This window comes from Streptomyces sp. NPDC059695 (assembly GCF_042733785.1).
Classification (GTDB): Bacteria; Actinomycetota; Actinomycetes; order Streptomycetales; family Streptomycetaceae; genus Streptomyces.
Map to the genome: position 1 here is coordinate 274534 of NZ_JBHWFF010000006.1, position 25954 is coordinate 300487.

Consider the following 25954-nt stretch of genomic DNA (forward strand, 5'->3'; position numbering starts at 1 on the left):
CACCCCCCGCCTCGCCCCACCCCTACACCCCGCCCGCTGCCGGTGCGAAGTCGCGGGCGGGGCCCCCCGCCGCGCCGGCCGGGCGCGCCCCCCCCGCCCCTCGGTCTGCTCCGACCGGCGGCAGGGTGGGCTCGGGTCTCCGGCAGGGGGAGACCGGTGACGACCGCGCTGATCGTCGGACCTGTCCTCGCCGACCGGCTCGGCCTGCGCTGACCAGCACACCCGAGCCGACCGGTCGGATGGTCTTCCGGAGAGCCCGCACGCGGGCCACGCGAGGGGTGGGCGAATGCTCTGGTGCGGTGACGCGGCCGCGCGTCTCGGGCGCGTCGGTGGGACCGGAAGGTTCCCGCGCAAAGGATGGTGGCGGCCGCGGCATCGGCCTCGGCCAGACGACGACCGCCCTAGCGAAAGGGACGTGCTGTGAGCAGAAGACACAGGCGGCACCGGGGTTTCGGCGCCGCGGGAGTGGCGGTGGCCCTCATCTGGGGCTGTGCCACCGCTGGGCACGCCCTGCCCTCCGACGCGCCACCCGACGGCTTCGAGCGGGCCGCGGAGCGCGCGGCGGCGGAGTTCGGCGTACCGAAGGAAGTGCTTCTCGGCGTCAGCTACGAGTCCTCGTGGTGGGAGGCCAACGACGGCCGTCCCAGCACGAAGGGCGGCTACGGCCCGATGCACCTGACGGACACGACGTCCGGGGGGACGTACGCCCACCGCCCGGGCGAAGGGCCGGTGGACGCCACGGGCACCGACGACCCGTCCGAGCACACGTTGCAGGCCGCCGCCGCGATGATCGGCGTCGCGCCCCGGACCCTTCAGCGGGACGAACTGCAGAACCTCCGGGGCGGCGCGGCACTGCTCGCCTCGTATCAGCGGCGGGTCACCCGCGAGATCCCGATCGACCCGGGCGGCTGGTACGGGGCTGTGGCGCACTACAGCCAGGCCGCCGACACCGCCACGGCCGAGAGGTTCGCCGACGGGGTGTTCGAGGCGATCCGCACCGGCAGGCAGAGGGTGCGCAAGGACGGCCAGACGGTGTCCTTGCCGAAGTCCCCGTCCGTCCGCCCGACGAGGTCGCAGCTCGCGTCCCTGGGACTGCGGGCATCGGCCGCGGCGGCGACGGAGTGCCCCGGCGAGCTGCGCTGCCGGTTCGCTCCCGCCGCCGCCTCGAACTACCAGGTGTCCTCCCGGAACTCGAACGGGATGCGCGTCGACTTCATCGTCATCCATGACCTCGAAGGGTCCTACGACGGGGGAGTCAGCTGGTTCCAGGACCCCGTCAGCGGGGTTTCGGCGCACTACGTGATGAAGGCCGACGGCAGTGAGGCGACGCAGATGGTCGCCACCAAGGACATCGCCTTCCACGCCGGAAACTACTGGGTCAACCTGCACGGCATCGGTATCGAGATGGAGGGGTACGCCGCGCAGGGGCCGACGTGGTTCACTCCGGCGCAGTACAAGGCGACCGCCGCGCTGGTGCGCTACCTGGCACGGCGCTTCGACGTCCCACTGGACCGCAAGCACATCATCGGGCACGACAACGTCCTCCCGCCGAGGCCGTCCCGGGCGCCGGACGCGCACTGGGACCCGGGGCCCTACTGGGACTGGGAGAAGTTCATGGCGCTTCTCGGCGCCGACCAGCCCCGGGAGCGCAGGGGAGGGGCAGGACGGGCCGGCGGGAACATCGGCATCGGGCAGGCGGTCGAGATCGCCCCGGCGTACGGCAAGAACCCGCAGAAGGTGACGGTGTGCGACTCGACGTGCCGGACCCGGACACAGCCCGCGAACCTCCTCTACGTCCACACGGAGCCCCGTGACGACGCCCCGCTGGTCTCCGACCTCGCCCTCCGTCCGGACGGTTCGGCGGGAACCGACCACATCGACGACTGGGGATCCACCGTGGTGTGGGGCCAGGAGTTCGTGGTCGCGGACGTCCGAGGGGACTGGACGGCCATCTGGTTCGGCGGGAGGAAGGGATGGATCCACAACCCGGCCGGCGTGAACACCCGCCCCGTCCCGGACGCGCGGATTCTCCGTCCGGCGGGCGGAGTGAAGTCGGTCTCCCTCTCCACCACGGCGTACCCTCGCGCCGACGAGTACCCCCAGGGACTGCCCGCGTCGGAACAGACGCGCTTCAGCATGTACACGTTCCCCCCGGGCCAGGCCTACGTGGCCGCCCGCACACCCGTGGCCGCCGACGACTTCTTCCCCGCCACACCCACGCGCCGGGAAGCCGTCGTCACCGGTGACCAGAAGTACGAGGTGATCCAGTACAACCGGCGCCTGGCCACGGTGAACACCGCGGAGACGAGCCGGTAGCGGCGGAGCCGATCCGCCGGGGCCGGCGGAAAGAGCAGGGCACACGAAACCTAACCTCATACAGCATTTGCCTATAGGTCATAGGCAAAACTATGCTGGCCATAGGCTGACTGGGAGTAGGTGAGGGTGATGGTGCGGGCAGGACTGAATCCGGAGCGCCTGACGCTCGCAGGTGCGGACCTCGCGGACGAGGCCGGGTTCGAGCAGGTGACCCTGTCCGCGCTCGCCCGGCGCTTCGACGTGAAGCCCGCCAGCCTGTACGCGCACGTGAAGAGCTCCCACGAGCTCAAGACCCGGATCGCGCTGTTCGCGCTGGAGGAACTCGCCGACCGGGTCGCCGACGCGGTGGCCGGGCGGGCGGGCAAAGACGCCCTGACGGCCTTCGCGAACGCGTACCGCGACTACGCCCGCGCTCACCCCGGCCGTTACGAGGCGGCCAGGTACCGGCTCGACCCGCAGACCGCCCTGGCCAGTGCCGGCGTCCGGCACGCACAGATGACACGGGCGATCCTGCGCGGCTACGACCTGCCGGAGCCGGACCAGACGCACGCGGTCCGCATGCTGGGCAGCGTCTTCCACGGGTATGCCGCCCTGGAGGCGGCCGGCGCCTTCGACCACACGGACATCGGCACGCAGCAGTCCTGGGCCTGGACCCTGGACCGCCTCGACACCGCGCTGCGGAGCCGACCCACCTCCTGACCAGGTCGCGTCACCCGGAACGCCACACGCCCCGCCCAGGCGGCCAAACCCCCTACGCACAAGAGGCTCGACGTCATGAGCACAAGCCAGAAGCTGATCACCACCCCCGTCACCGCGGACTTCCTGCGCGGCCACCTCGACGTGGAAGAGACGGCCCACGGCCTGCTTCCGCACCGGCTGCCCGCCCGGGCGCGCCGCCAGATCCCCGACGACCGCCTGGCCGTCGCCGAGGCCCAGCCCTCCGGCGTCCGGGTCGCCTTCCGTACCAGCGCCACCACCATCGAGCTGGACACCCTGCCCACCAAGCGCGTCTACGCGGGCTTCCCGCCCCCACCGGACGGTGTCTACGACCTCCTGGTCGACGGTCGGCTCGCCGCCCAGGCCACCGTGACCGGCGGGAACCTGCGCACCGTCACCGACCTGCAGACCCAGGCGTCACAGCTCACCCCGGGCCCCGTCGGAACCGCCCGCTTCACCTCGCTCCCGCCGGGCGGGAAGGACATCGAGATCTGGCTCCCGCACGCGGAGATCACCGAGGTCATCGCCCTGCGCACGGACGCCCCCGTGACCCCCGCGCCCCGGACCGGGCGCCGGGTGTGGCTGCACCACGGCAGCTCCATCAGCCACGGATCCAACGCGGTCTTCCCCAGCACCATCTGGCCCGCCCTGGCCGCCTCCGCCGGCGACGTGGAGCTGATCAACCTCGGATTCGGCGGCAGCGCACTGGCCGACCCGTTCACCGCCCGCGCGGTGCGCGACACCCCCGCGGACCTGATCAGCGTCAAGCTCGGCATCAACATCGTCAACACCGACGCCATGCGCCTGCGCGCCTTCGCCCCCGCCGTCCACGGCTTCCTGGACACCATCCGCGACGGGCACCCCACGACACCCCTGCTCCTGATCTCCCCGATCCTGTGCCCGACCCACGAGAACACCCCCGGCCCCCTCATGCCGGACCTCACCGACGGGACCCTGAAGTTCAAGGCCACCGGAGATCCGGCCGAGACGGCCGCCGGACAGCTGACGCTCACGATCATCCGCGACGTCATGGCCGGCATCGTGGCACAGCGGTCCGCCGAGGACCCCCACCTCCACTACCTCGACGGACTGGACCTGTTCGGCGAGAGCGACCAGAAGCAGTTCCCCCTGCCGGACGCGATCCACCCCGGCCCCGAAGGCCACCGACGGATCGGCGAGAACTTCGCCGACCTGGCCTTCGCGAAGGGCGGCCCCTTCGCCGCGACGACAGGCTGACCGGACCTCCCGGGACCGTTCCGGTCATGCGGGAGAGGCAGCCTGGAGGAGGTACCGCGGCAGGTAGGGGGACTCCACGCGGACGGCCCAGCCCCGGCGGCGGGCGTGGCAGGCCAGGGCCAGCACGTCGAGGTTGACGGAGACTTCGGGGCCGTCGGCGCGGTCGGCGACCTGGTAGTAGGCGCGATGGGCTTCGAGCGCGTCGGCCAGAGCGAGGTTGAAGCTCTCCTCGTCGCCCTCCACCAGCTGCGACAGCAGCACCGCCGGCGGCATCGCGAAACCCCAGTCCTTGGCCCTCTCGGCCTCCTCCAGCGCCCGTTGCGCGGCCGCCTCGGGCTCGGCGCCCGACAGGTAGGCGTGGAGCCCCTCGCGGTACGCGGTGGACGCGGAACCGTCCGGGCCGGCGAAGGCGGGGCCGGTCAGGACCAGAGGCGCGAGGTCCTCACGCACACCGGTGATCAGCGCGAAGGCGACGGCCATCTGCCAGAACCCGGCACCGGCTTCCCTGCCCCGCTTGGCCGGGTAGCGCAGCGTGCGCCCGCCGACGGACACCTCGACCTCGGTGTCCGGCTCCGCCAGCGCGACGCGGAACAGGGCCGCGCCCGTCTGAGAGCCCAGCCGAAGAGTGGCGAACTGGGCGGCCGCGAGATCGCCGGGGTTCCCCGCCCGCCACTGGAACAGACGCCTCTGGTCCTCCAGCACACCGGCCAGACGCCAGACGGCGAGGGGCTTGCCGTCGACGGGAGTGAACGCTTCGTGGAGGTGTTCCTCGTACATGGCCTCGATCCGCTGGATCCCCTCCCCCTCCCGCCCGCAGGCGGGCCGTTCCACGACGAGCGGGCCCGTGGCGAGCGCGGCGACAGCGTCCGGCCGCCGGCTCCGGCCGAACCCCGCGACCCGCGGTCCCCGCGTCTCGAAGCCGGTGACCAGCGCGTGCGGGAGGTAGTCCGTGTCGACGGCGGGTGCCCAGCCCAGCGTCCGGTACGCGAGCGCGGCGAGCGCGAGGGGGACCAGGGGAAGGAGCGTGCTCGGTGTGGCCGTCGGGCCGTGCTGGGCGGCATGCCTGGTCAGGAGGTCGGCGAGTGCGGCATCGAAGGCCTCCCGGTCCTCCGCCGCCAGTGCGCGCAGCGTGCACAGCGCAAGGCTGTCGGGACGGTCCAGAAGGGGATCGCCGGTCTGTTCGGCGCGGGCACGGATCCGGTCCAGAGCGGCGTCGAGGGCAGCCAGCCTGGCCCGCGCGCTCGGCGGGTACTCCCCGTCGCCGGCGTCGTCCAGGACCACGGCCGTCAACCCCGTGGCGAGCTCGCCACCAGGCGTTCCCTGCGCCCGCTCGGCGAACTTCCGCCGGGCGAAGGTGAATTCCTCACCGTGCCACTTCACCCTGTCCCGGAGCACCGACAGACACAGGGCGTCGATCCACTCGCCGGGTGTGACCGCTTCTTCGGGGGCGTCGTCACCCGGGTCGTAGCTCATGCCGAAGTTGACGTACTCCAGGAAGACGTTGAAGGCGCAGTGGGGGTGGTAGGCGGCATAGGCGACGGCGCCGACCGCGGCCTCGGAGGCGTCCTTGAGAACCGCCTTGGCCTCCGGGCTGTCGAGGCCGGGTGTTTCGACGGAGAGAGCGCCGAGGTAGTCGAGGAACTCGTCCGCGATCGACTGCCATTCGTACGTGGCCATGCGGCCGGCTCTCGACATGGAGTGCACCTGACGCCCGATGCGGTTCGTGAAGTCCTCGCGCGCTGCCGAGACGGCGGCTTCGCCCACCTGGTGACGCTCTATTCGCACTGCTCTGCTCCCTGATCGAATTCCTGCGACAGCCTAGGCGCGGACTCTGACACGCGGGTGATGTGAGCCCGGCCCCAAGCCCTACGGCGTCGCCTCGGCGAGCCCAGCGCGGCGCGCAGGCGGACGGGCCCCGCGTCCTGGCGTTCACCGGCCCCAAGACGGGTCTGCGGTTCCCGGGGCCGCGAGCCGGTTGGTCAGGGTGCGTCGAACACCGGCCGCTGCCGCGCCTCTGGGCCGAGGCGCGCACGCGCTCCCTCACCCAGCCCGGCGGAGCCCGGGCCGGGTTCGCCCGCGCGACGGTCGAGGACTGGCTCGCCCTTCTGGCCGGCTCCCCGCGGCCGTCGAGCACCACCTCACCCTGCCGCGCGCCGGACGGCGAGCGCGGCTGACGGCCCGTCCGCGTGCTGACCGAGCGGGATGCCCGTCAGTCGTCGTAGAAGAACAGCTCAAGATCCTCCATGGACCCCGGCCCGGTCAGGAAGCCCTCCGCCTGGGCGATCTCCTTCTCCGGTGGTGTCCGACGCTCGCGAAGAAGCTGCGCCATCCACTGCTCGCCCTGCTCACCGATCGCGTAGATGCCGGACAGCAGTTCGGCCATACCCGCCGGGTGCTTCGGACCGCGCCCTGCGACCGGCCGGAGTTCCCACCCCCCTGCTCGCGCGGCAAGCCGGAGCACTCCGGCCCAGTTGGCGATCCGCCCGATGCGTACGTGCCACGAGTCCTCGGTGAACGGGGCCAGTCGGCCGCCGTGCAGGGCATTCGTCGCGGCCATGATGTCCGCCACCACCTGCCGCTCCACGGCGTCACGAACCCAGCGGCCTTCCTGCGCTTCCTCGATGGCGGCCGACCACCATTCCCACGCGCCGTTCAGCCGGGCCGTGAAGGTATCCATCCCGAAAGAATCCCACGCGTGTGGCCGTCCACCGTCAAGCGGAGGCCGATCAGGCCCATGCGTTGAAGAGTGCTCCACCGACCGTGCTGATGCCGTAGTCGCGGATGTGACGCCATTCGGTCTTCGACAGCACCGACGTGTCGACGGCCGAGAGGGGCGTGGCGAGCTGTTCGTCGGTGAGGACCGTGAGGCCCGCCTCAGCGAACGTGGACGCCCATGGGGGAGGCGGAAGGAACTCCCGGTCGTACCAGGTCCGGCGTTCCTCGGCGAAGGCGATCCAGGGGTGATGCGCGTGATGGAGAACGACACTCTCGCCCGCACGGCCGATCACCGAAGCCGTGTGGAAGGTCCGGGGGTACTCCGGGCCCTCGATCTCGCCGACCTCGCCCCCTGCGGCTCGCGCAGCGGCATGCAGCGCGGTACGGAAGACCCGCAGGTCGCTGACGGGGAGCGGGCCGTCCGCAGGCACGAAGAAGCCTGTCGCACCCCTCACCAGCGCGAAGCCCGCGCCCGCCTCATCGATCATGGGGACCATTCTGCCCGGCGCGAGACCGGGGGAGCGGTGCGGGTGGCGCAAGGCCGTCCGGGAGGTCCGGACCCTCCGGCGTACGGACGTCCCCGCTGCCGAGCGCGACGCGGGCCCGGACCCGCATCGGCTCTTCGCCGCGCCGGGAGAGCACGGCCAGCTCGTCGACCCGGGCCGTCATGGGGCCGAGGAGAGCCTCCACCTGGCGGGCCAGGAGGCGGGGTCCGGGGAACGGCCGAGGGACAGGTGCGGGGTGAAGCCGCGACACTCCGATCCGCACAGCGGGACCCGTCTCGGCCAGAGCCGCGGCGACCAGCGGCAGGGCACGGGCGAACTCGGCCTCGGGGACGAAGCCGAAGAGCACGTTGACGTGCGGCGGCCAGCGGTGGACCTGCCGGTCGTGTGCGCGGCGAAGGTGCTGGATCGGCGGCCGCAGCCTCCGCGGCGGAAGCCACGCGACAGCGCTGCGGTTCGTCGGCGGGACGACCAGGACGTCGCCCGGTTCCGGTGCCGGCACGGGACCGTCCTGCCCGAGGAGGGTCTCACCCAGCCTGTCGACGCCCGAGGCGCGGTCCCAGACCACCTGGCCGTCCGCCTCGAAGAACACCACCCGGTGCCAGGGGATCTCCCCGCCCGGCACGAAGTCGCCCAGCAGGACCCGCTTCGGCGGGGCCCCACGCTCCGCGATCCCCCTCACGAACCGCTCGGGATCGAACCGCGGGTCCCAGAGCACACGGTGGTAGACCTCGTCGCTGGTGTGCACGTCAGCACCTGCCCTCGCCCACCAGAGTGCCGCGCACCCGGTCGCCCCCGCAAACCCACCCCTCACAGGCTCGCACCACGGGATCAGGGAGCCGGTACGGGTCCCCCGGGACGGAACCTCTCGACCCCGACGATGTGCCTCACCTTGACCGGGCGAACAATCACGGCGACCCGCTGTTCGCCCGGCATGATCCATTCGTACCGGTCGCCGCCCAGGTACTTGCGGGCCAGCAGGTCCATCCGGTCGTGCGCCTCCTGCCCCTCGACGAACCGGGCCACCACACCACTGATCTGCACCCGGTCGAAGGGGTCGGCGGCGTCCGCGTGCGAGAGATAGACACGGGGATCGTTCCGGAGGTTCTCCTCCTTCACGCGGCCCACCGACGTGTTGAACATCAGCTCCCCGTCACCCTCCAGATCCACCCACATCGGGCTCACCTGCGGTGCGCCGTCGGCGGACACGGTCCCGACGTACCAGATGTTGGGGGCGAGGAGTCGTGCGCGGACGGCTGCGTCGAAAGATGCGCTCATGGCGCGAGACTACCCACCGCGACCGACCGAAAGCCCGAATCCTCCTCCGCCGCCACCCTGGCCCCCGCCCCCCCCGGAAGCCTCCGCCCCGCACTCCCCCCCCGGACCCCCCCGGTCCCCCCGGCCCCGTCCCTCCGCTCAGGTCGCCCCGATGTCCTCCGCCGCGCGGACCGACGACGGGACGTGCGCCCGCAGGGGCTCCGCCGGATAGAACTGGCGGGCCCAGTGCCGGAACGGTCCGATCGGACCGTCGCCCCGGGCCAGCCGCGGCGGGGACTGGTAGCGCTTGGTCGCCCAGACCGGGAAGTCCTGGGCCACGAACTCGCAGTTCCCGCGGAACATCAGCCCGGACAGCAGCCGCACCGCCGAGCGGCTCACCCAGCGGGCCGCCGGCTCCGGCAGCGCGCCCGGCTCGGCCACATCGAGCCAACTCGCCTGGCGGAGCTGGAAAACGCTGGGTCTGATCATCGTGGCCGCGTACATCGCGCAGGTGCGCACCCCGAACCTCGGGAGGGCGGTGCACACGTGGACGCGGCTGATGCCGCAGCCCTCGAGCGTCACCTCCAGAGGGCTCTCGCCCAGCAGCGGCACGCGCTCGCGGGAGCGGACCGAAACCCGGAAGCTCCGTCCCTCGAACACGGCGGGCTCGGCGACCTCGGACTCACCCCAGCCGTGCAGGGGCGTGAAGTGCCCGAGATCCACCGCGTTCTCGACGACGTCCTGGCTGTGGCCCGCCATCTCCCAGGTGGCGAGGCGGGGGGCCCGTGCGCCGAGGGTGTGCCAGTCCGGGAGCTCCCAGTCCGGTGCCCGCCCGTCGTGGTGCCGCCACACGAACACGGCGTCGTTGACCTCGCGGACCGGCAGCTGGGTCAGGCCGGACGACGGCGGCGGTGGCGTCCCGTACCCCGTACGCACACAGGCGCCGTCGGGGCCGAAGGCGAAGCGGTGGAAGGGGCAGATCAGGTCGTCCCCCTCCACCGAGCCGAGTCCGAGATGGGCCCCCAGATGCGGGCAGTACGGGCGGACCGCCCGGACCCCGCCGTCGCGGAGCCGGTAGAGCACCACGTCCTCGCCCTGGAGCGGCCGCGTCAGCACCGTGCCCGGTACCAGCTCGGAGGAGAACGCCACCGCGAACCATCCGTCGGGGTACGGCAGGCTCGGTGCGTGGGCGTCCGCCGGGCTCGGTCCCTCGGTGAGGGGCCGGGTGTACCTGCGGCTCACAGCTCGACCAGCACCTTGCCGAAGGACCCGGCCCGGTCGGTGTACAGGCTCCGGTAGGCGGCGGGGATGCTGTCGAAGCCCCGGTGCACGGTCTGCTGGTACCGGACCTCCCCGCCCCGGACCAGCGGGGCGAGGTCCGCGTGCAGGGCCGCCCAGTTCTCGTCGGTGAACCATTCCAGGGCGAAGATCCCGCGGATCGTGGTGCGGGGGAACATGATGTACGGCAGCAGGCGCGGGCCGGACCACTCGCCGCCGACCTGGCTCGCCCACTGCCAGCAGACGGCGACCTGGCTGTCCACGTTGAGCATCGGGAACGCGGTGTCGGTGATCACCCCGCCGAGGTTGTCGAAGTACTTGTCGATCCCGCCGGGGGCCGCCTTGGCGAGGTCCTCGCGCAGCTGCGCGGAGTCCCCGCCGTGCTGGAAGGAGACCACCGCGTCGAAGCCGAGCGCGGTCAGCCGGGCGGCCTTCTCCGGCGAACCGGTGGTGCCGACCACCCGCGCGCCGGAGCGCTTGGCCAACTGGCCGACCAGAGTGCCGATCGCGCCGGACGCGCCGCTGATCAGCAGCGTGTCGCCGGGCCGCACGGTCATGAACTTGTTGAGCGTGCCCCAGGCGGTCATGCCCGCACCGCCCAGGATGCCGAGCGCGGTGCTCAGCGGCAGCGCCTCGTCGTAGTGGGCGGGGTCCAGGCGCCGGTAGGCGGGGAAGACCATCGGGAAGGTCCCGGTCTGCCACAGAGCGGACGCGCCGGTGCTGACCAGGTGGGTGCGCCAGCCGCCGAAGCCCTGGACGAGATCGCCGACGCCGAACCTGGCGCGGGGCCCTGCGGCCAGTACCTCCATGATCGAGTCGGCGCCCATGTGGTCGCCGACGGGAGTGTCCAGGGCGATGCCCTGGAGGTACGGGTCGACGGAGACGTAGCGGGTGCGCAGGAGCATCTCGTCCTCGGCCAGCGCGGTGTCGAGGTCCTCCACCACCTTCACGTACATCCGGTCCACGTCCGGGACGCCGTCGCCGTGCTCGCTGACGATCCACTTCTCGGTCTTCAAGGGGTTGCTCCTGCCGGGTCGATGATCTGGACGGGGAGGGGGGCGCTGTGGTCGACGGAGGCGGTGAAGGGCCGGCCGTCGTCACGGCAGACGAACTGCATGACGTGCCGTCCCGACGCGGCGGCCCTGATGAGGCCGCCGGTGGTGGCCCAGACTCCGGAGAGGTAGAAGTCGGCGAGCCCGGGAAGGCCGGGCCCGTGCCGCTTGACCTCCTGCTCCACGGTCTCGCCGCTCGTCACGAACGGCTGCCAGCCGAGCACCGTGCCGTCGTAGTTGCCGGTGTAGCGGACCTGCGTGAGCGGGGTCGAGACGTCCCGGACCGCGATCGCGTCCCGCAGCCCCGGGTGGCGCTGGTCGAGGAAGTCGGTGATCGCGTCGCGCACCTGCCGCTTGGCCCGCTGGTACGCGCGTCCGCGGCCGACCGGCAGGGTGTGCAGCTCCTCGCCGCGCCGCAGCCGCGTGGCCTGCTCGGGTCCGGTGCTCAGCTCACGCCAGGGCGCGATGTCGCAGAAGTACGTGGCGTACACGACGGAGGTGCCCGGGGGCGACAGCTCCGGGTAGTGACGGCTGCGGAACTGGACGTTGATGCTGGGGTGGCGGATCCCGGTGAGCCGGGCCGCGAGGTCGTCGTCCAGCAGGTGCGTGGTGCAGGGCTCGCCCTCGGGGAACGGACGGCGCAGACCGAGGAAGACGGTGAGGTAGCCGGGGAACACCATGCCCGGTTCGGCGATGGTGCTGGTGTACAGCTCCCGGTAGGCGTCGGTGAGGTAGCGGCCCTTCAGCAGGTCGAGCAGGGTGGTGCGGCCGTCGCAGGCGGAGACCACGATGTCGGCCCTGAGCTCCGTCCCGTCACTGAGCCGGACGCCGGCCGCCCGGTCCTCCTCGACCAGGATCTCCACCACCTTGGCGTTGTACGCGACCTCGCCGCCGAGTCCGAGGTAGCGCCGCTCGACCGAGCGCGCCAGGCCGAGCGAGCCGCCCTCGGGCACCCCCGCCGACTGGCCGGCGTGCGCGGCGAGCTGGAAGTAGAACGGCAGCACCGGGAAGTTGGGGTGCTTCTCGTACAGGATGAAGTTGAACGCCTCGCGCAGCAGCGGGTCCTGGAACCGCTGGGAGTAGTCCCGCATCAGCACGGTGAGGGAGCGCCGGATCACGTTGAAGTACGGGACGAAGGAGGCGAGCATCCGCCAGCGCTCCATCCGGCCCATCAGCCCGACCGGGGTGAGGAAGGGATAGCGGGCCAGGGCCCGGCGGAACGTGCGCAGCCCGGCGCAGAAGTCCCGGATCGGCCGGGCGTCGGCGGGCGAGAGGGCGAGCAGATGGGCTTCCAGGCGGTCCGGGTCGGAGTAGAAGTGGACCGCGCGGCCGTCCCGCCCGCGCACGGTGTTGAAGACGTCGAAGTTGCGCATCCGCTTGCCCTGGAGGGCTCCGAGCTCCAGCCAGATCTGGTGCATCTCGTTGCCGGGGCCGCTCCCGAGCAGCCAGCTGACGCAGCAGTCCAGGGTGAAGTCGCCCCGGTCCCAGGCGGTGCAGGAACCGCCGGGGATCTCGTGCATCTCCAGCACCCTGCTGCGGTAGCCGTTCATCTGGGCGTAGCAGCCGGTGGACAGGCCGCCGAGACCCCCGCCCACGATCAGCATGGTCCTTCTCGTCATTCGGCCACCGTCGCCTTCCGGGCGGTACGTCGCGGTTCGAGTTGCGGCAGCCGGCCGAGCTTCCCGGGATGCCAGGGTCCGGTTCCCTCGCTGGGCCAGGCCCGGAACTCCTGGCCGAGCTCCGCGCACAGGTACTGGACGGCGTACCGGCCGCTGGTGGCGGCCCGGATCAGGCCCCCCATCCCGGTCCACTGCCCGGCCATGGAGAAACCGCTCAGGCCCGGCAGCCGCATCCGGTCCCGGTTCACCAGCGCGGTCGACACGTCATCGGCCTCGGAGAACGCCTTCCAGGCCAGGATGCTCCCGTAGGTGTTGCCGGTGTAGCGCTCGGTGGTGGCCGGGGTGGCCACGTCGACCAGCTCGATCCGCTCGTCGATGCCCGGATGCCGCTCGGCCAGGAACCGGCGCACGAAGTCGACGACCTGCTGCTTCCGTGCCCGGTACGCCCGGCGGTCGGCGGCGCGCAGCTCCTGCCAGGACCGGTGGTCGGTGAAGTACGTGCAGTGCAGCACCGACTTCCCCTCCGGCGCGAAGCCGGGGCCGTAGCCCGAACGCTGCTGGACCACCAGGCTGTTCTGCAGACAGCCCGGCAGCGCGGCCCCCCGCTCGGCGCCGAGCAGGTACGTGGTGCTGTGCGGTTCGCCGGCGGGCAGCGGGCCGTTCAGACCGACGAACGCGGAGACCACCGCCGGGTACAGGTTGTCCGGGCTGTCCAGCAGCTCCTTGTAGAGGCGGTCGGTGCGCGGACCGGTCCACCGTCCGTCCAGCAGCCGGTCCAGGACCGTCGGGCCGTCGCAGGCCGCGATCACGTGGTCGGCGTAGTGCTCCTGCCCGTTGCGGAGCAGGACGCCGACGGCCCGCCCGTCCTCGACGAGGACGCGCTCCACCCGTGAGCGGTACCCGACCTGCCCGCCGAGGCCCAGGTACCGTTCCTCGACCGAGCGGGCCAGCCCGAGCGAACCGCCCTCCGGGAAACCGGCGTTGCCGTTGGACGCGCAGGACATGGTGAACAGGTAGGGGAGCAGCGGGAAGCCGGTCAGCTCCTGGAGGAACATGTTCGGGAAGGCACGGCGCAGCAGCGGGTCCTGGAAGCGGTCCGCGAAGCGTCGCATCGGAGTGGCCGCGGTCCGCCAGTACAGACGGAACGCGGGCAGGATGCCGAGGAGCGTCCTGGCCTTCTCCGCCGCGGACTTCAGCGGCGGCGGCTTCAGCTCCCAGCGCGGGTCGAGGGCGGCGAAGCGCCGCAGGTCCCGGCAGAACGCCCGGATCAGCCGGGCGTCGGCGGGCGACACCTCCATCAGATGGCGCTGGAGGCGGTCGGGGTCGTTGTAGAAGGTGACCGATCGGCCCTGCTCGTCCACCACCCGGTTGAACTGGTCGAACACCGTGATCCGCTTGCCGTCCAGCGCACCGAGCTCGCGCCAGACGTCGTTCGCCCCCGTGCCGGCGGCGGTGCCGATCAGCCAGTCGATGCAGTAGTCGAACAGGTAGCCCTGCCGGGCCCAGGCGGTACAGCAGCCGCCGGGCAGCACGTGCTTCTCGAAGACGCGGCTCTCCAGCCCGCTCATCTGCGCGTAGCAGCCGGCGGCCAGGCCCGACATGCCCGCCCCGATGATGATGACGCGCGGCCGTCCGCCGGCGGGCCGGGCGCCCCACGGGGGGCCGGTGTCACGCGCCGTCATGCGGGACACCTCCCGCCAGCAGCGTGCGGGCCAGCTCGGCGTTGCGGTCCAGGAACGCCCCGTCGAGCATCTCGGCGTGCCGCCCGTGCCCCTGGTGCAGCGTGCACCCCGCGGCGGACGCGCCGTGCCAGCTGCCGGGCTCGCCCGCGGCGAAGTGGCGCACCTTGTCCTGGTCCGAGACCACCACGATCGGGGCGCGCAGCACGCCCACGGACGGATGGGAACCGCAGTGCGCGAGGTACTCCCGGGCCTGCTCGACGGTCTCCCGGGCCACGATCTCGGACCCGGTGTGCCGGTTCAGATGGCCGGCGAGCTCCTGCTCGAACTCCGCCAGATGCTCCTCGCCGAGGGTGACCGCCTCCGTGATCCGGTACGAGTCCATGATGACCACCGTGCTCACCACGCGTCCCCGCCGCTCCAGCTCCTCGGCGATCTCGAAGGCCAGGTTCCCGCCGAGCGAGTAGCCGAACAGCGTGTACGGCCCGTCCGGATGCAGCTCCGCGGCCAGATCCGCGTAGCGGGCGGCCTTGTCCGGCCCGGAGAGGTAGTTGAACGCGACGAAGCGGTACTCGGGGAGCCGGGCCGCCAGCTGCCGGTAGACCAGCCCGTGGCCACCGGCCGGCGGCAGGCAGAAGACCGTCCTGCCCGGGTCCGCGCCGGGGTTGAACCACAGGTACGGTTCGGCGCCGGGGAGCCGTCCGGTGACGACGTCCTCCAGGCTGCGCGCCATGCCGTGCAGGGTGCTGGTCCGGAACAGCCGGCCGACCGGGACGGCGGCGTTGAACTCGGTCCGCAGATGGTGGATCAGCTCGATCAGCTTGATCGAGCTGCCGCCCGCCTCGAAGAAGTCGTCCCGCAGCCCGGGCCGGTCGAGTCCGAGCAGGGCCTGCCAGTGCGCGGCCATCCGCTGCTCGTAAAGCGTCACCGGCGGTTCGTGCGGGTCCGGCCCCGCCCCGGCCCGCGGTTCCGGCAGCGCGCCCAGGTCGACCTTGCCGTTCGCGGTGAGCGGCAGGGCGGGCAGCGCGGTGAAGTGCGCCGGGATCAGGTACGTGGGCAGCTGCTCCGCGAGGTGACGGCGCAGCTCCCGGGCGTCGAGCCCGGCCCCCTCGGCGGGCACGCAGTAGGCGCACAGCTGGTTCTCGCCGGTCGCGTCCCGCCGCACGGTGACGCACACCTCGGCGAGCTCGGGCCGGTCGGCGAGCCGGGCCTCGATCTCACCGGTCTCGATCCGGTGGCCGCGGACCTTGACCTGGCCGTCGGCCCGGCCGAGGAGGTGCAGCACCCCCTCGGCGTCCCAGTGGCCGAGGTCGCCCGTCCGGTACAGCCGTACCGGTGCGCGGTCCGGAGCGAGGGTGACGAACCGTTCGGCCGTCCGCTCCGGATCCCCGAGGTACCCGGTGGCGACCCCGGCACCGCCGATCCACAGCTCGCCCGCCACGCCCGGGGGCACGGGCTCGCCGTGCCGGTCGAGGACGTACAGCGCGCTGTTGGGCAGCGGCCGGCCGACCGGCACCATCCGGCCCGGCTCCAGATGGCCGACCGGGCCCTCGAAGCAGGCGCTGTCGATGGTGCCCTCGGTGAGGCCGTACGAGTTCACCACGCGCGCGGCCGGACCGCACAGGGCGACGAGCCGCTGGTGCTCGCCCGCCTTCCACGCGTCCGAGCCGACGATCAGCAGCCTCATGAAGTCCAGGCCCAGCCCCTCCCGCTCGCAGTACGCCAGCAGGCCGCGCGCCACGGACGGGACGAACTCGCCGCAGTCGACGCCCTCGGACCGCATCGTCCGGTACAGCCGCGCGGTGTCGCACAGCAGCTCCCGGTCGACCATGACCAGCGTGCCGCCGGAACACAGGGCCCGGACCACGTCTCCGGTGAAGACGTCGAAGGAGACGCCCGCCATCTGCAGGTGGACCCGGGCCTCGGTGTCCAGCCGGTACTCCGCCTGCCAGGCCACGAACACCGAGGCGAGATTGCGGTGGCTGACCTGGACCGCCTTGGGACGGCCGGTGGAACCGGAGGTGTGGATCACGTACGCGGCCTGGTCGAGGTCCACGACGGGCTCCGGCCCGGAGTCGTGCCCGGGCCGGTCCAGCTCGTCGAGGGTCACCGGCCTGCCGGGCAGCCCGGACGCCTCCTCCCGGTGCCGGTCGGTGAGAACGAGCCGGGCACCGGCGTTGGCCACCAGCTCGGCCAGCCGCTCGGCCGGGTGGTCCGGGTCCAGCGGCAGGTACGCGCCGCCGGCCCGCAGCACCGCGAGCAGGGCGATCACCAGCTCCGGGGACTTGTCCATGCACAGCGCCACCACGGAGCCGTCCCCGACACCGATCTCGCGCAGCGAGGCCGCCACGCGCCTTGAGCGGTGCTCCAGCTCCCGGTAGCCGAGCCGCCGCCCGCCGGGGACGGACACGGCGACCGCCTCCGGGTACTGGGCGGCGATCTTCCCGATCAGCTCGTGCACCGGGACGTCGTGGTCGATCCTCCGGTCGACACCGGCGAACTCCGTGAGGATCCGCTCCCGCTCCCCGGCCCCCAGCATCGGCAGCCGGCCGGCCGGCTGCCCGGCGGGTGCGCGGGTGAGCCCGTCGAGGAGGTTGCGGTAGTGCCCGGCCATCCGCCGGACCGTCTCCGCGTCGAAGAGGTCGGTGTTGTACTTGAGCACGCAGTGGAAGCGGCCGTCCGCACGGTCCTCGTAGGCGGACAGCGTGACGTCGAACTGCCCCTCCTCCTCGGGGAGCTCGATGTACTCCAGCTCGTACCCGATCCGCTCCGTGGCGACCTTGTGGGTGAGCAGGATGAACATCGCCTGGAACACCGCCGAGCGGCTCGGATCGTGCTGCAGGCCCAGCTGCTCGACCAGCAGCACGAACGGGTACTCCTGGTGGTCCAGCCCGCCGAGGACGGTGTCCCGCACCCGTGCCAGCAGCTCGGACACGGTCGGATCGCCGCCGAGGCCGACATGGAGCGGCAGCGGATTGACGAAGTAGCCGTAGACGGAGGCGAACTCCTCCTCGGTGCGGCCGGTCACGGGGCTGCCGACCACGATCTCGTCCTGGCCCGACCACCGGTGCAGCAGCAGGTAGTACGCGGCCAGCAGCACCGTGTACACGGTGACGCCGTGCTCCCGGGACAGCGCGTGCACCCGGGCGCTGAGCTCCTCGTCCAACAGGAAGAACTCGGACGCGCCGTTGTCCGTCTGCACCGGCGGGCGCGGCCGGTCGGTGGGCAGGTCGAGCGCGGGCACCTCGTCCGGCAGATGGCCGCGCCAGTAGTCCAGCATCCGCCGCGCCTCGGGCCCGGCCAGGAAGCGGTTCTGCCGGTTGAGGAAGTCGAGGTAGCGGGCCGCCACCGGGGGGAGTTCCACGGGCCGGCCCGTCCGCAGACCGTGGTAGACCTCGAACAGCTCCTCGATGAAGGTGAAGGTGGAGATCGCGTCCGAGACGATGTGGTGGACGGCCTTCATGACGACCCAGCGGTCCGGCGCACGCCGGAACAGCCGCAGCCGGACCAGCGGATCGAGCTCCAGGTCGTACGGCTTGCGGTACTCCCCGACCAGCAGCGCGCGGATCTCCTCCCAGGACCGGCCCTCGACGTCGAACAGACCGACGTCGGCACGGACCTCGCTCCGGATGCGCTGGACCGGGCGGCCGGCCTCGGTGGTGATGCCGGCCCGCAGGCTCGGATGCCGCCCGATCAGGGTACGGAACGCCTCGAACAGCAGCTCCGGGTCCAGCTCGGCCCGGACCTCCACCGCTCCGCCGATGTTGTAGGCGAAGCCGTCCGGATTGAGCTGCCGGAGGAACCACAGGGCCTGCTGGTTGTGGGTGAGCGGGTGGCAGTGCGCGTCGGTGAACAGCTCCACCTCCGTCTCCTCGGCCGGTGCGTCGGCCGACACCAGCTCCGTCAGCCCCTCGTACAGCCGGTCGGTCAGCTCACCGACCGGGCCGTTGCTGAGGAGGGCCACCACCGGCAGCGCGACGCCGAGCTCGGCGTGGACCCGGGCCCGCAGCTCCATCGCCAGCAGGGAGTCGAGTCCGAGCGAGCCGAGACGACTGTCCGCGTCGATCAGGCCCGGCTCCACCCGGAGCACCCCCGCGGCCAGCGCGGCGAAGTGCCCGGACACCAGCCGCGCGCGAGCCGCCCCGTCGGAACGGCGGAAGGTGTCGAGCAGGCTTCCGCCCTGTCCGGCGGGGGCGGTTCGCGCGGCGGCGGCCGCGAGGCCGGAGACCAGCCGCGGCGGCCGGGGATACCAGGAGAGGAACACCGGCCAGTCCACCACGGTGGCGACGAGCAGCTGGGGCAGGTCCTGCCCGATCACCCGCTCCAGAACCGCCATCCCGGTCTCCGGGGCGAGCGAGCTCATCCCCCGGGCGTCACGGTAGTGGGCCACGAGACCGAGCTCTTCGATCATGCCGGTGGCCCAGGGCCCCCAGTCCAGACTGAGCGCGGGCAGGCCCCGCGCGCGACGGTGGTGGGCGAGCGCGTCGAGGAAGGCGTTGCCCGCGGCGTAGTTGACCTGCCCGGCCGTGGTCAGCAGCGAGGCGACCGAGGCGAACAGCACGAAGTGCTCCACCGGCTCCTCGCGCAGCAGCCGGTGCAGGAGGTACCCGCCGTACACCTTCGGCCCGTAGCCGGCGTCGAACGCGGCACGGTCCAGCGACGGCAGCAGGACGTCCCGTACCTGCCCGGCGAGATGGAACACGCCCCGGACCGGTGGCAGTCCGCCGTCCCTCCGTTCGGCCAGCCAGCGCTCCATCGCCTCCCCGTCGGTCACGTCGACCGCCGCGACGAGCACCTCGGCCCCCAGGGCTTCGAGCTCGCGCAGGAACGCGACCCGCTGCCCGGCGGAGCTCAGTGGATCGAGCCCGTCCCACGCACCCCGGTCGGGCAGGGCGGTACGGCCGAGCAGGACCAGGCGCCGGGCTCCCCGCCGGATCAGAGTGCGGCAGAGCAGCCGGCCGAGCGCCCCGAACGCTCCCGTGACCAGGTAGCAGCCGTCCGGGCGCAGCCGCAGCGGCAGCGGACGGGTGAGCGCGGCGGGCGGGCGCAGCCGGCCGACGTGGCGGCCGCCGCCCCGCAGCGCGATCTCGTCCTCGCCGTCGTCGGCCGCCAGCTCGCGCAGCAGGGCCTCGGCCTCCGCGGCCGAACCCGTGGTCACGGTCACGGCCGGATCGAGGTCGATCAGCTTTCCGGCCTGGGCGGTGAGTTCCTGCTGCCACAGAACCCGTCCGATGCCCCAGGCGGGTGCGCCGAACGGCTCCACCGGATCGCCCGGCCGGACGGCCTGGACACCGCGGGTCACGATGTGCAGCCGTCCGTCCGGCCGGGCCCCGGGCAGCACCTGCGCCAGCGGGACCAGAGAGAAGCCGCCGACCGTGCCGATCTCGGCGAGGTCCTCCGCGCCGACGGCGTCCAGCGGCGGAAGGTCGAGGTTCCACAGGTGGACCACGGTCCGGACGGACGGGTCCAGGTCCGCGAACAGCCGCCGCAGATCGGCGGCCGAGTCCGGCCGGACGGTCGTGTACCGCGCACCGCGCCGGTATCGGCTGCCGGGACGTACGAGCAGGCACCGCCCGCCCCGCTCCCGGACGACCTCGGCCAACCGGTCGGCCACCCCACCGGCGTCGGCGAACAGCAGGAGGTCGGGAGCCCGCCCCGAAGAGGCCGACGCGTCGCCGTCGGCCCGATCCGCCGCGGGCTCCTCCCACGCCGCCTCCTCCCAGCCGACCTCGGCCAGCCAGCCGTCGATGGTGCTCAGCCGGACCGCGGAAGCCACGCGATCCACCGCCGCCGCACGGAAGCCGCTGATCCTGCCGAGCGGTGCTCCGTCCTCGGCGTACAGCACGAGATCACCGATCAGCTCCTCGTCGTTCTGCTCCGTGACGGTGGCGTGCGCCCACAGGGCCCGGTCCCCGACCGGGTCCAGCCGCAGCTCCTCGATCGCGACGGGCAGGCGGATGCCGGCGGACCGGCCACCGTCGGGCGACAGCGCGGTCAGCATGGTCTGGAAACAGGCGTCCAGCAGCACCGGATGCGCGTGGCAGTCCGCCGCGCCCGCGCCGATCTCCGCCGTGGGACGGATCAGGGCCAGCGCCTCGCCGGGACCGCTCCACACCTCGTCGATGGCCTGGAAGGCCGGGCCGTACTCGTAGCCGAGCGCCGCCAGCTCCTCGTAGCACGCGGTCCGGTCGAGACGGCGCTCGCCACGGGCCTGCACGGATTCCGCGTCCAGGGGGCCCGTCACCCGGCACGGCTGCCCGGAGCGGACGACACCGCGCGCGTGGACCGTGCGCTCCGGGACACCGTCCCCGGACCCGGAGCCGGCGAGGGAGGCGATGGTGAAGCCGGCCTCCTCCGGCGCGAAGGCCAGCTGCACGGTCGCGGACGCGTCCTCGGGCAGGAACAGGGCCCGGGAGAACTCCACGTCGGCCAGGGCCGCGGCGGCGCCCCCCGTCATCACTCGTACCGCCTGCGCCGCCATCTCCAGGTATCCGGCCGCGGGGAAGACCGTGCTCCCCTCGATCCGGTGGTCGGCCAGGTAGGGCAGGCGCTCGGTGTCCAGCCTGCTCTCCCAGGTGGGCTGGAGGGCGGAGGTACGACGGCCGAGCAGGGGGTGGTCGAGGCGGCCGAGGCGGATCTGCTCCACCGGACGGGGCTCGACCCAGTACCGGTCCCGCTGCCACGGGTAGCGGGGCAGCGGCACCGGCCGCCCCTCGGGCTGGAGCACGGCCCAGTCCACGTCGACGCCCAGGGTGTGGAGTTCGGCCAGGGAGCGGGCGAACCTCTCGGGTTCGTCCTCCCGGCGGCGGATCGAGGGCAGCGTCAGCCCCTCCGCGCCGCGGCCTTCCAGGCACTCCCGGATCGAGTGGCCGAGCACGGGGTGCGGGCCGAGCTCCAGGAACAGGGCGTACCCGTCGTCGACGAGCCGGTCGACCGCCGAGCGGAACCGGACGGGCCGCCGGACGTTCTCCCACCAGTAGGCGGCGTCGAGTTCGGGCCCCCGCGCGATCCCGTCCCGGGCCGTCAGATACAGCGGGACCTTCGCCTCACCCGGCTCGATCCCGGCCAGCGCCTCGTGCAGCGCGGCTTCGATCGGGTCCATCCGCACGCTGTGATACGGCACTTCGACGTCGAGGAACCTGGTGAACACCTGCTCCCGGTCCAGCCGGTCGGCGATCTCCCGGAGCGTGTCCGCGTCCCCGGAGAGGGTCACCGACGCCGGGCTGTTCACGGCGGCCACCGACACCAGGTCCCGGTGGGGGCGGACGAGCCGTTCGGCCTCCTCCTCGGACAGGTTCGCCGCCAGCATCGCGCCCGTACCGGCGAGCCGGTGCTGGAGGACGCTGCGGCCCAGCGCCACCCGGACGGCGTCCTCCAGGCCGTACACCCCGGCCTGGTGGAAGGCCGCGATCTCGCCCGTGCTGTGTCCGACCACCGCGTCGGGCCGCACCCCGTAGTGCTTCCAGAGCGCCGCCAAGCCCGTCTGGACCGCGAAGTTGGCCGGCTGGGCGAGCCAGGTCTCGGCCATCCGGGACTCCGACTCGGGCCTGGCCAGTTCGTCGAGGAGCGACCAGCCGGCCTGTCGCCGGATCTCCCGGTCGCAGCGCTCCACCGCCTCCCGGTAGACCGGCTCGGCGTCCAGCAGCTGTCGGCCCATGCCCCACCACTGCGGCCCCATGCCGGTGAAGACCCAGACCAGCCGCCTCTGCCCGGCCTCCCGGCTGCGGCCGCGCGCCGCTCGGGGGTGCGTCTCGCCGCGCTCGCAGGCGGCCAGCGCCTCGTCCAGGGACTCGCGGGAGGAATGGACGACCGTCAGCCGCTCCTCGAACCGCTGGCGGCGGTGCGCGAGCGTGTGCCCGACGTCCGCGAGAGAGACGCCCGAGGCGAGCTCCCGCCTGATGCCGCCCGCCAGTTCGGCCAGGCCCGACGCATGGCGTGCGCTCAGCGGAAGCACGGACCACGGCGGCTCGTGCTCCGCCGGACTCCACCCCTCCTCGCGGGGCGCGGGGGCCTCCTCCAGCAGGACGTGGGCGTTGGTGCCGCCGAAGCCGAAGGAGTTGACGCCCGCCCGGGCGGGCCCTTCGTGCTCCGGCCAGTCCACCGGGACGGTCGGGATCTCGAACGGCAGGGAGCCGAGGTCGATGGCGGGGTTGGGGCGTTCCAGGTTGAGGTGCGGCGGAATGCGGCGGTGCCGCAGGGCGAGCGCCGTCTTGATCAGCCCGGCCACTCCGGCCGCGGACTCCGTGTGCCCGATGTTGGTCTTGACCGAGCCGACGTAGCAGCGCGCCCCCGGCACCCGGCCGATCGCCAGCACCCGGCCGAGTGCCTCCGCCTCGATCGGATCACCGACGGGCGTCGAGGTGCCGTGCGCCTCGACGTACTGGAGGCTCCCCGGCGCCACTCCCGCCTCGGCGCACACCTTCTCGATCAACGTGGCCTGGGCGTCCGCGCTGGGCACCGTGATGCCGCTGGTCCGCCCGTCCTGGTTGACGCCGCTGCCGATCACCACCGCGTGGACCGGGTCGCCGTCGCGCAGGGCGTCCGACAGGCGCTTGAGCGCCACCACGCCGACGCCCTCGGCCCGCACGTACCCGTCGGCGGAGGCGTCGAAGGCCCGCGAGCGCCCGTCGGGGGAGAGGAAGCCGCCCTTGGTCTCGGCGATCGTGTACTGCGGAGCCAGGTGCAGCAGGGTGCCACCGGCCAGGGCCAGTTCGCTCTCCCCGCTCAGCAGGCTCTGACAGGCCAGGTGGACCGAGACCAGGGAGGAACTGCACGCCGTGTCGATCGAGACACTGGGGCCGCGGAGGTCGAGGCAGTGCGAGATGCGGTTCGACACCATCGTCATCATGGTGCCGGTGGCGGTGTGCGCGGCCAGCGTCTCGAAGCCGAGGTCGGCGAACTGGAGGATCTTGTAGTCCAGGGTGAAGGCCCCGATGAACACCCCGACGTCCCGTCCGGCCAGCTCCCCGGGCTTCTGCCCACCGTCCTCCAGGGCCTCCCAGGACACCTCCAGCAGCTTGCGCTGCTGCGGGTCCATGTGTTCCGCCTCGCGCGGACTGATGCCGAAGAAGTGGGGGTCGAACTCGTCGAAGCCGTCGATGTACCCGCCCCGGCCCCCGATCAGCCGGCCCGGCTTGGCCCTGTCACGGCTGCCGAGCGTGGTGATGTCGTACCGGTCCGCCGGAGTGGGGACGAGGCAGTCCCGCCCCTCGATCAGGTTCCGCCAGAAGGCCCGGTGGTCACCCGCGTGTCCGGGGAGGCGGCAGCCGATGCCGATGATGGCGACCTTGTCTCGGAGGGCGGCGTGGGGAGAGTCGCTCATGGTCCAATCCGGAAGTGACGGCGCCTCGGTACGGGCCGGGCGGTGGGCATGGTTCGGACGCGTGGTCCGTACGGCACGGGGCTAGGCGGTACGGGGCGAGCGGCGCCAGGGGTGGAGCAGGCTGGCGAGGACCGACCCGGTCTCCGGGAACGTGGTGGGGTCCTGGACACCGACGCCGACGGGTCGGAGGCCCGGTCGCCAGGTGAAGCTGCCGAAGGCGCGGTCCCAGATCGAGAGATCGACACCGAAGTGCCCGGCCTCGGCCACGTCGGTGCTGTGGTGCAGCCGGTGCTGTTCGGGGCTGGCCAGGACATGGTTCAGCAGCCCGAGGCGGACATCGACGTTCGCGTGCACGAAATAGCCCTGGACGATGGTGAAGAGCGCCACCGCGAAGAGACAGTCGGCGGAGAATCCGAGCAACCCGAGACTCAATTGAACAGCACCCTGTTTGAAGCCGACGTCCAGGACGTGATTGACGCCGTTGTTGGCGACATTCACCTTCGCGGGAACATGGTGGATTCCGTGCACTCTCCAGAGCCAACGATGCGCATGCGCGAGGCGGTGTGCCAGATATCCGGACAGCGACGAAGCCAGCAGCGCCACGGGGATCTGCACCCACAGCGCGAGCCCCAGCCCCGACCCGGAGACGGCCGCCACCACAACCCCCACCGCCGCCTGGGCGAGCACGGCCCCGACCATCGTGAAGACGAAGTAGGCCGCGTACCAGCAAAGTTCCCGCCCGCTCGGATGCCAGTCGTCCCGATGGGGGATCACCCGCTCCAGAGCCGCGAGATAGAGGATGACGCCGACGAGGAAGAACTGCACGGACTGCCCGCGGTCCCAGCCGTAGTGCAGCGTCGAGGTGAAGAGCCAGACTGCGGACAAGGCCAGAACCGGGTATGCGGTGTATCGGAGCGCCTCGCGCGAGAAAACGCCGATGGCCCACGATTTCGCCGACAGCGGCCCCATCCCGGGTCGATTTTCCATACGGAGAATCTCCATCGAATCCGAATGAGGAACCGAAGACTAGCAGCGGACGCGAGGGCCCGAGAATTGCCCGACATCACTTTCTGGCCAGAGGGCACCAGGAACTGCGGCAAGGTAACTGATAAGAAGAAGTGTTTTATGTTCGAGAGCGTCGGCATGCGGGCCGGTGAAAGCGACGATCGACCGGCACACGGCAGAACGATTCGCCACCGCGATGGAGCGGCCAAGCCCCCGGCCCCGCCACCGCCGAAGCGCCCGAACCCCTGTGCACCGGACGGCGGAGCAGAAGCCGATCCCCTCCCCGCACGGTCCGGGCGTACGCGGATCACGAGGGGTTCCCGGCATCGGGATATGCCCGAAACCACTGCCCTGACAGCCCGACCACCCGTCGGCCGGGAACCGACTCCCCTTGGCGCGACAGTGGCCCTGCAACCAGAGGCGCGGGTACGGAACCTGGAGTGGCGGGGCCCCTGCCGCCACGGTCCGCAGATCGGACAGCGGCAGGGGCCGGCACCTGGGAAGGCCCCTGCCGGAGTCCGCCCACCGCATCCGCCCCGCCCGCGGGGCGGGGCGGGGCGGCATGAGGGTCGGTCAGGAGGTGGGCCGGTCCAGCTGCCGCTTCAGCAGGACCTCGGTCACGTTCACGTCCTGCGGTGCGCCGAACGCCCGGACCATGAGGCCCTGGCCGATGTCGGTGACCTCCAGGGCCAGATGATCGGCTCCGACGCGCAGGTCGATCCTCGCCACGGGCCTGCCGGCGAAGTTCGGTGCGCGGTGGATCCGTGCGGCGGGGTACCGCAAGGTCGTGAGCCTGGCCCGCATCTGCTCGTACGTGGTCGTCTCCTTCCCGGAGAAGGCCTTGCTGATCCGCAGCTGGTGGGTCTTCGCGACGCACTCCTCCGCCGTGGTCAGCGGCACCGGGTCGACCAGGACGGGCAGGGTGGTGTCGAGGTTCGGTGCCGAAGCCACGTGGCCGACGGAGCTGAGGACGTCCGGCTCGCAGCCCTGCGCGATGAGGTCGGCCAGCTCCAGGAACCGCACCTCGGCCCCGCGGGGGCTCGTCACGAGGGTGGCGGCCCGAACGGTCTGCGCGGCAGAGGCGTGGACGGCGGAGGCGCGAGTGGCGGAGCTGCGGGTAGGGGTCGCGGCTGTGCTCGGAGTGCCGGCGGCGGCCAGGACGACGACGCTGCCGAGGGCGGCGGTGAGCAGGGGCTTCGGAGAGAGAATCGATCGCATGTCGGTACCTTGCGGGCCGGTGGCCACCGGCAGCCTG

General features: G+C 72.4%; 15 protein-coding genes. 3 read left to right on the top strand and 12 right to left on the bottom strand.

Going from position 1 to position 25954, the window contains the following annotated elements; translation table 11 throughout:
- The first annotated feature begins 420 nt into the window (after positions 1-420).
- From ACFV2S_RS10700 to ACFV2S_RS10710, 3 genes are all read left to right on the top strand, one after another.
- Positions 421-2316, top strand: coding sequence for an N-acetylmuramoyl-L-alanine amidase (locus ACFV2S_RS10700; RefSeq protein WP_385556199.1), 1896 nt, complete (start codon positions 421-423; stop codon positions 2314-2316).
- Between the two features lie 129 nt (positions 2317-2445).
- Entirely contained in the window at positions 2446-3015 is a 570-nt protein-coding gene (locus tag ACFV2S_RS10705) for a TetR/AcrR family transcriptional regulator (RefSeq protein WP_385556201.1), read from the top strand.
- Between the two features lie 75 nt (positions 3016-3090).
- Entirely contained in the window at positions 3091-4269 is a 1179-nt protein-coding gene (locus ACFV2S_RS10710) for a GDSL-type esterase/lipase family protein (protein ID WP_385556203.1), read from the top strand.
- 24 nt (positions 4270-4293) lie between these two features.
- On the opposite strand, the gene ACFV2S_RS10715 is transcribed toward ACFV2S_RS10710, so the two are convergent.
- The 12 genes from ACFV2S_RS10715 to ACFV2S_RS10770 form a co-directional block, all read right to left on the bottom strand.
- Entirely contained in the window at positions 4294-6033 is a 1740-nt protein-coding gene (locus ACFV2S_RS10715) for an Imm49 family immunity protein (RefSeq protein ID WP_385556205.1), read from the bottom strand.
- Between the two features lie 445 nt (positions 6034-6478).
- Positions 6479-6946, bottom strand: a complete 468-nt coding sequence (locus ACFV2S_RS10720) for a hypothetical protein (protein WP_385556207.1) — start codon at positions 6944-6946, stop codon at positions 6479-6481.
- Between the two features lie 49 nt (positions 6947-6995).
- Entirely contained in the window at positions 6996-7472 is a 477-nt protein-coding gene (locus tag ACFV2S_RS10725; protein WP_385556209.1) for a hypothetical protein, read from the bottom strand.
- Positions 7462-8235 carry an RNA repair domain-containing protein gene (locus tag ACFV2S_RS10730; RefSeq protein WP_385556211.1) on the bottom strand — a complete coding sequence of 258 codons (774 nt, stop codon included), beginning with the start codon at positions 8233-8235 and terminating at the stop codon, positions 7462-7464. The genes ACFV2S_RS10725 and ACFV2S_RS10730 overlap by 11 nt, the downstream gene beginning before the upstream one ends.
- 83 nt (positions 8236-8318) lie before the next feature.
- Entirely contained in the window at positions 8319-8765 is a 447-nt protein-coding gene (locus ACFV2S_RS10735) for a TIGR03618 family F420-dependent PPOX class oxidoreductase (RefSeq protein WP_385556213.1), read from the bottom strand.
- Between the two features lie 138 nt (positions 8766-8903).
- Positions 8904-9986: a Rieske 2Fe-2S domain-containing protein gene (locus ACFV2S_RS10740; RefSeq protein ID WP_385556215.1), complete on the bottom strand. Its 1083-nt coding sequence runs from the start codon at positions 9984-9986 to the stop codon at positions 8904-8906.
- A complete protein-coding gene (locus ACFV2S_RS10745; protein ID WP_385556217.1) occupies positions 9983-11038 on the bottom strand; it encodes an MDR family NADP-dependent oxidoreductase in 1056 nt (351 codons plus the stop codon). Before ACFV2S_RS10745 ends, ACFV2S_RS10740 begins: the two co-directional genes overlap by 4 nt.
- Positions 11035-12678 carry a phytoene desaturase family protein gene (locus ACFV2S_RS10750; protein ID WP_385556271.1) on the bottom strand — a complete coding sequence of 548 codons (1644 nt, stop codon included), beginning with the start codon at positions 12676-12678 and terminating at the stop codon, positions 11035-11037. Before ACFV2S_RS10750 ends, ACFV2S_RS10745 begins: the two co-directional genes overlap by 4 nt.
- Positions 12679-12689: 11 nt before the next feature.
- Positions 12690-14375, bottom strand: coding sequence for a phytoene desaturase family protein (locus tag ACFV2S_RS10755; RefSeq protein WP_385556219.1), 1686 nt, complete (start codon positions 14373-14375; stop codon positions 12690-12692).
- Positions 14362-23694: an amino acid adenylation domain-containing protein gene (locus tag ACFV2S_RS10760; RefSeq protein WP_385556221.1), complete on the bottom strand. Its 9333-nt coding sequence runs from the start codon at positions 23692-23694 to the stop codon at positions 14362-14364. The genes ACFV2S_RS10755 and ACFV2S_RS10760 overlap by 14 nt, the downstream gene beginning before the upstream one ends.
- Positions 23695-23775: 81 nt before the next feature.
- Positions 23776-24681, bottom strand: coding sequence for a sterol desaturase family protein (locus ACFV2S_RS10765; protein WP_385556223.1), 906 nt, complete (start codon positions 24679-24681; stop codon positions 23776-23778).
- Between the two features lie 591 nt (positions 24682-25272).
- On the bottom strand, positions 25273-25917 hold the full coding sequence (locus ACFV2S_RS10770) for a hypothetical protein (RefSeq protein ID WP_385556225.1): 645 nt from the start codon (positions 25915-25917) through the stop codon (positions 25273-25275).
- Between the last annotated feature and the right edge of the window lie 37 nt (positions 25918-25954).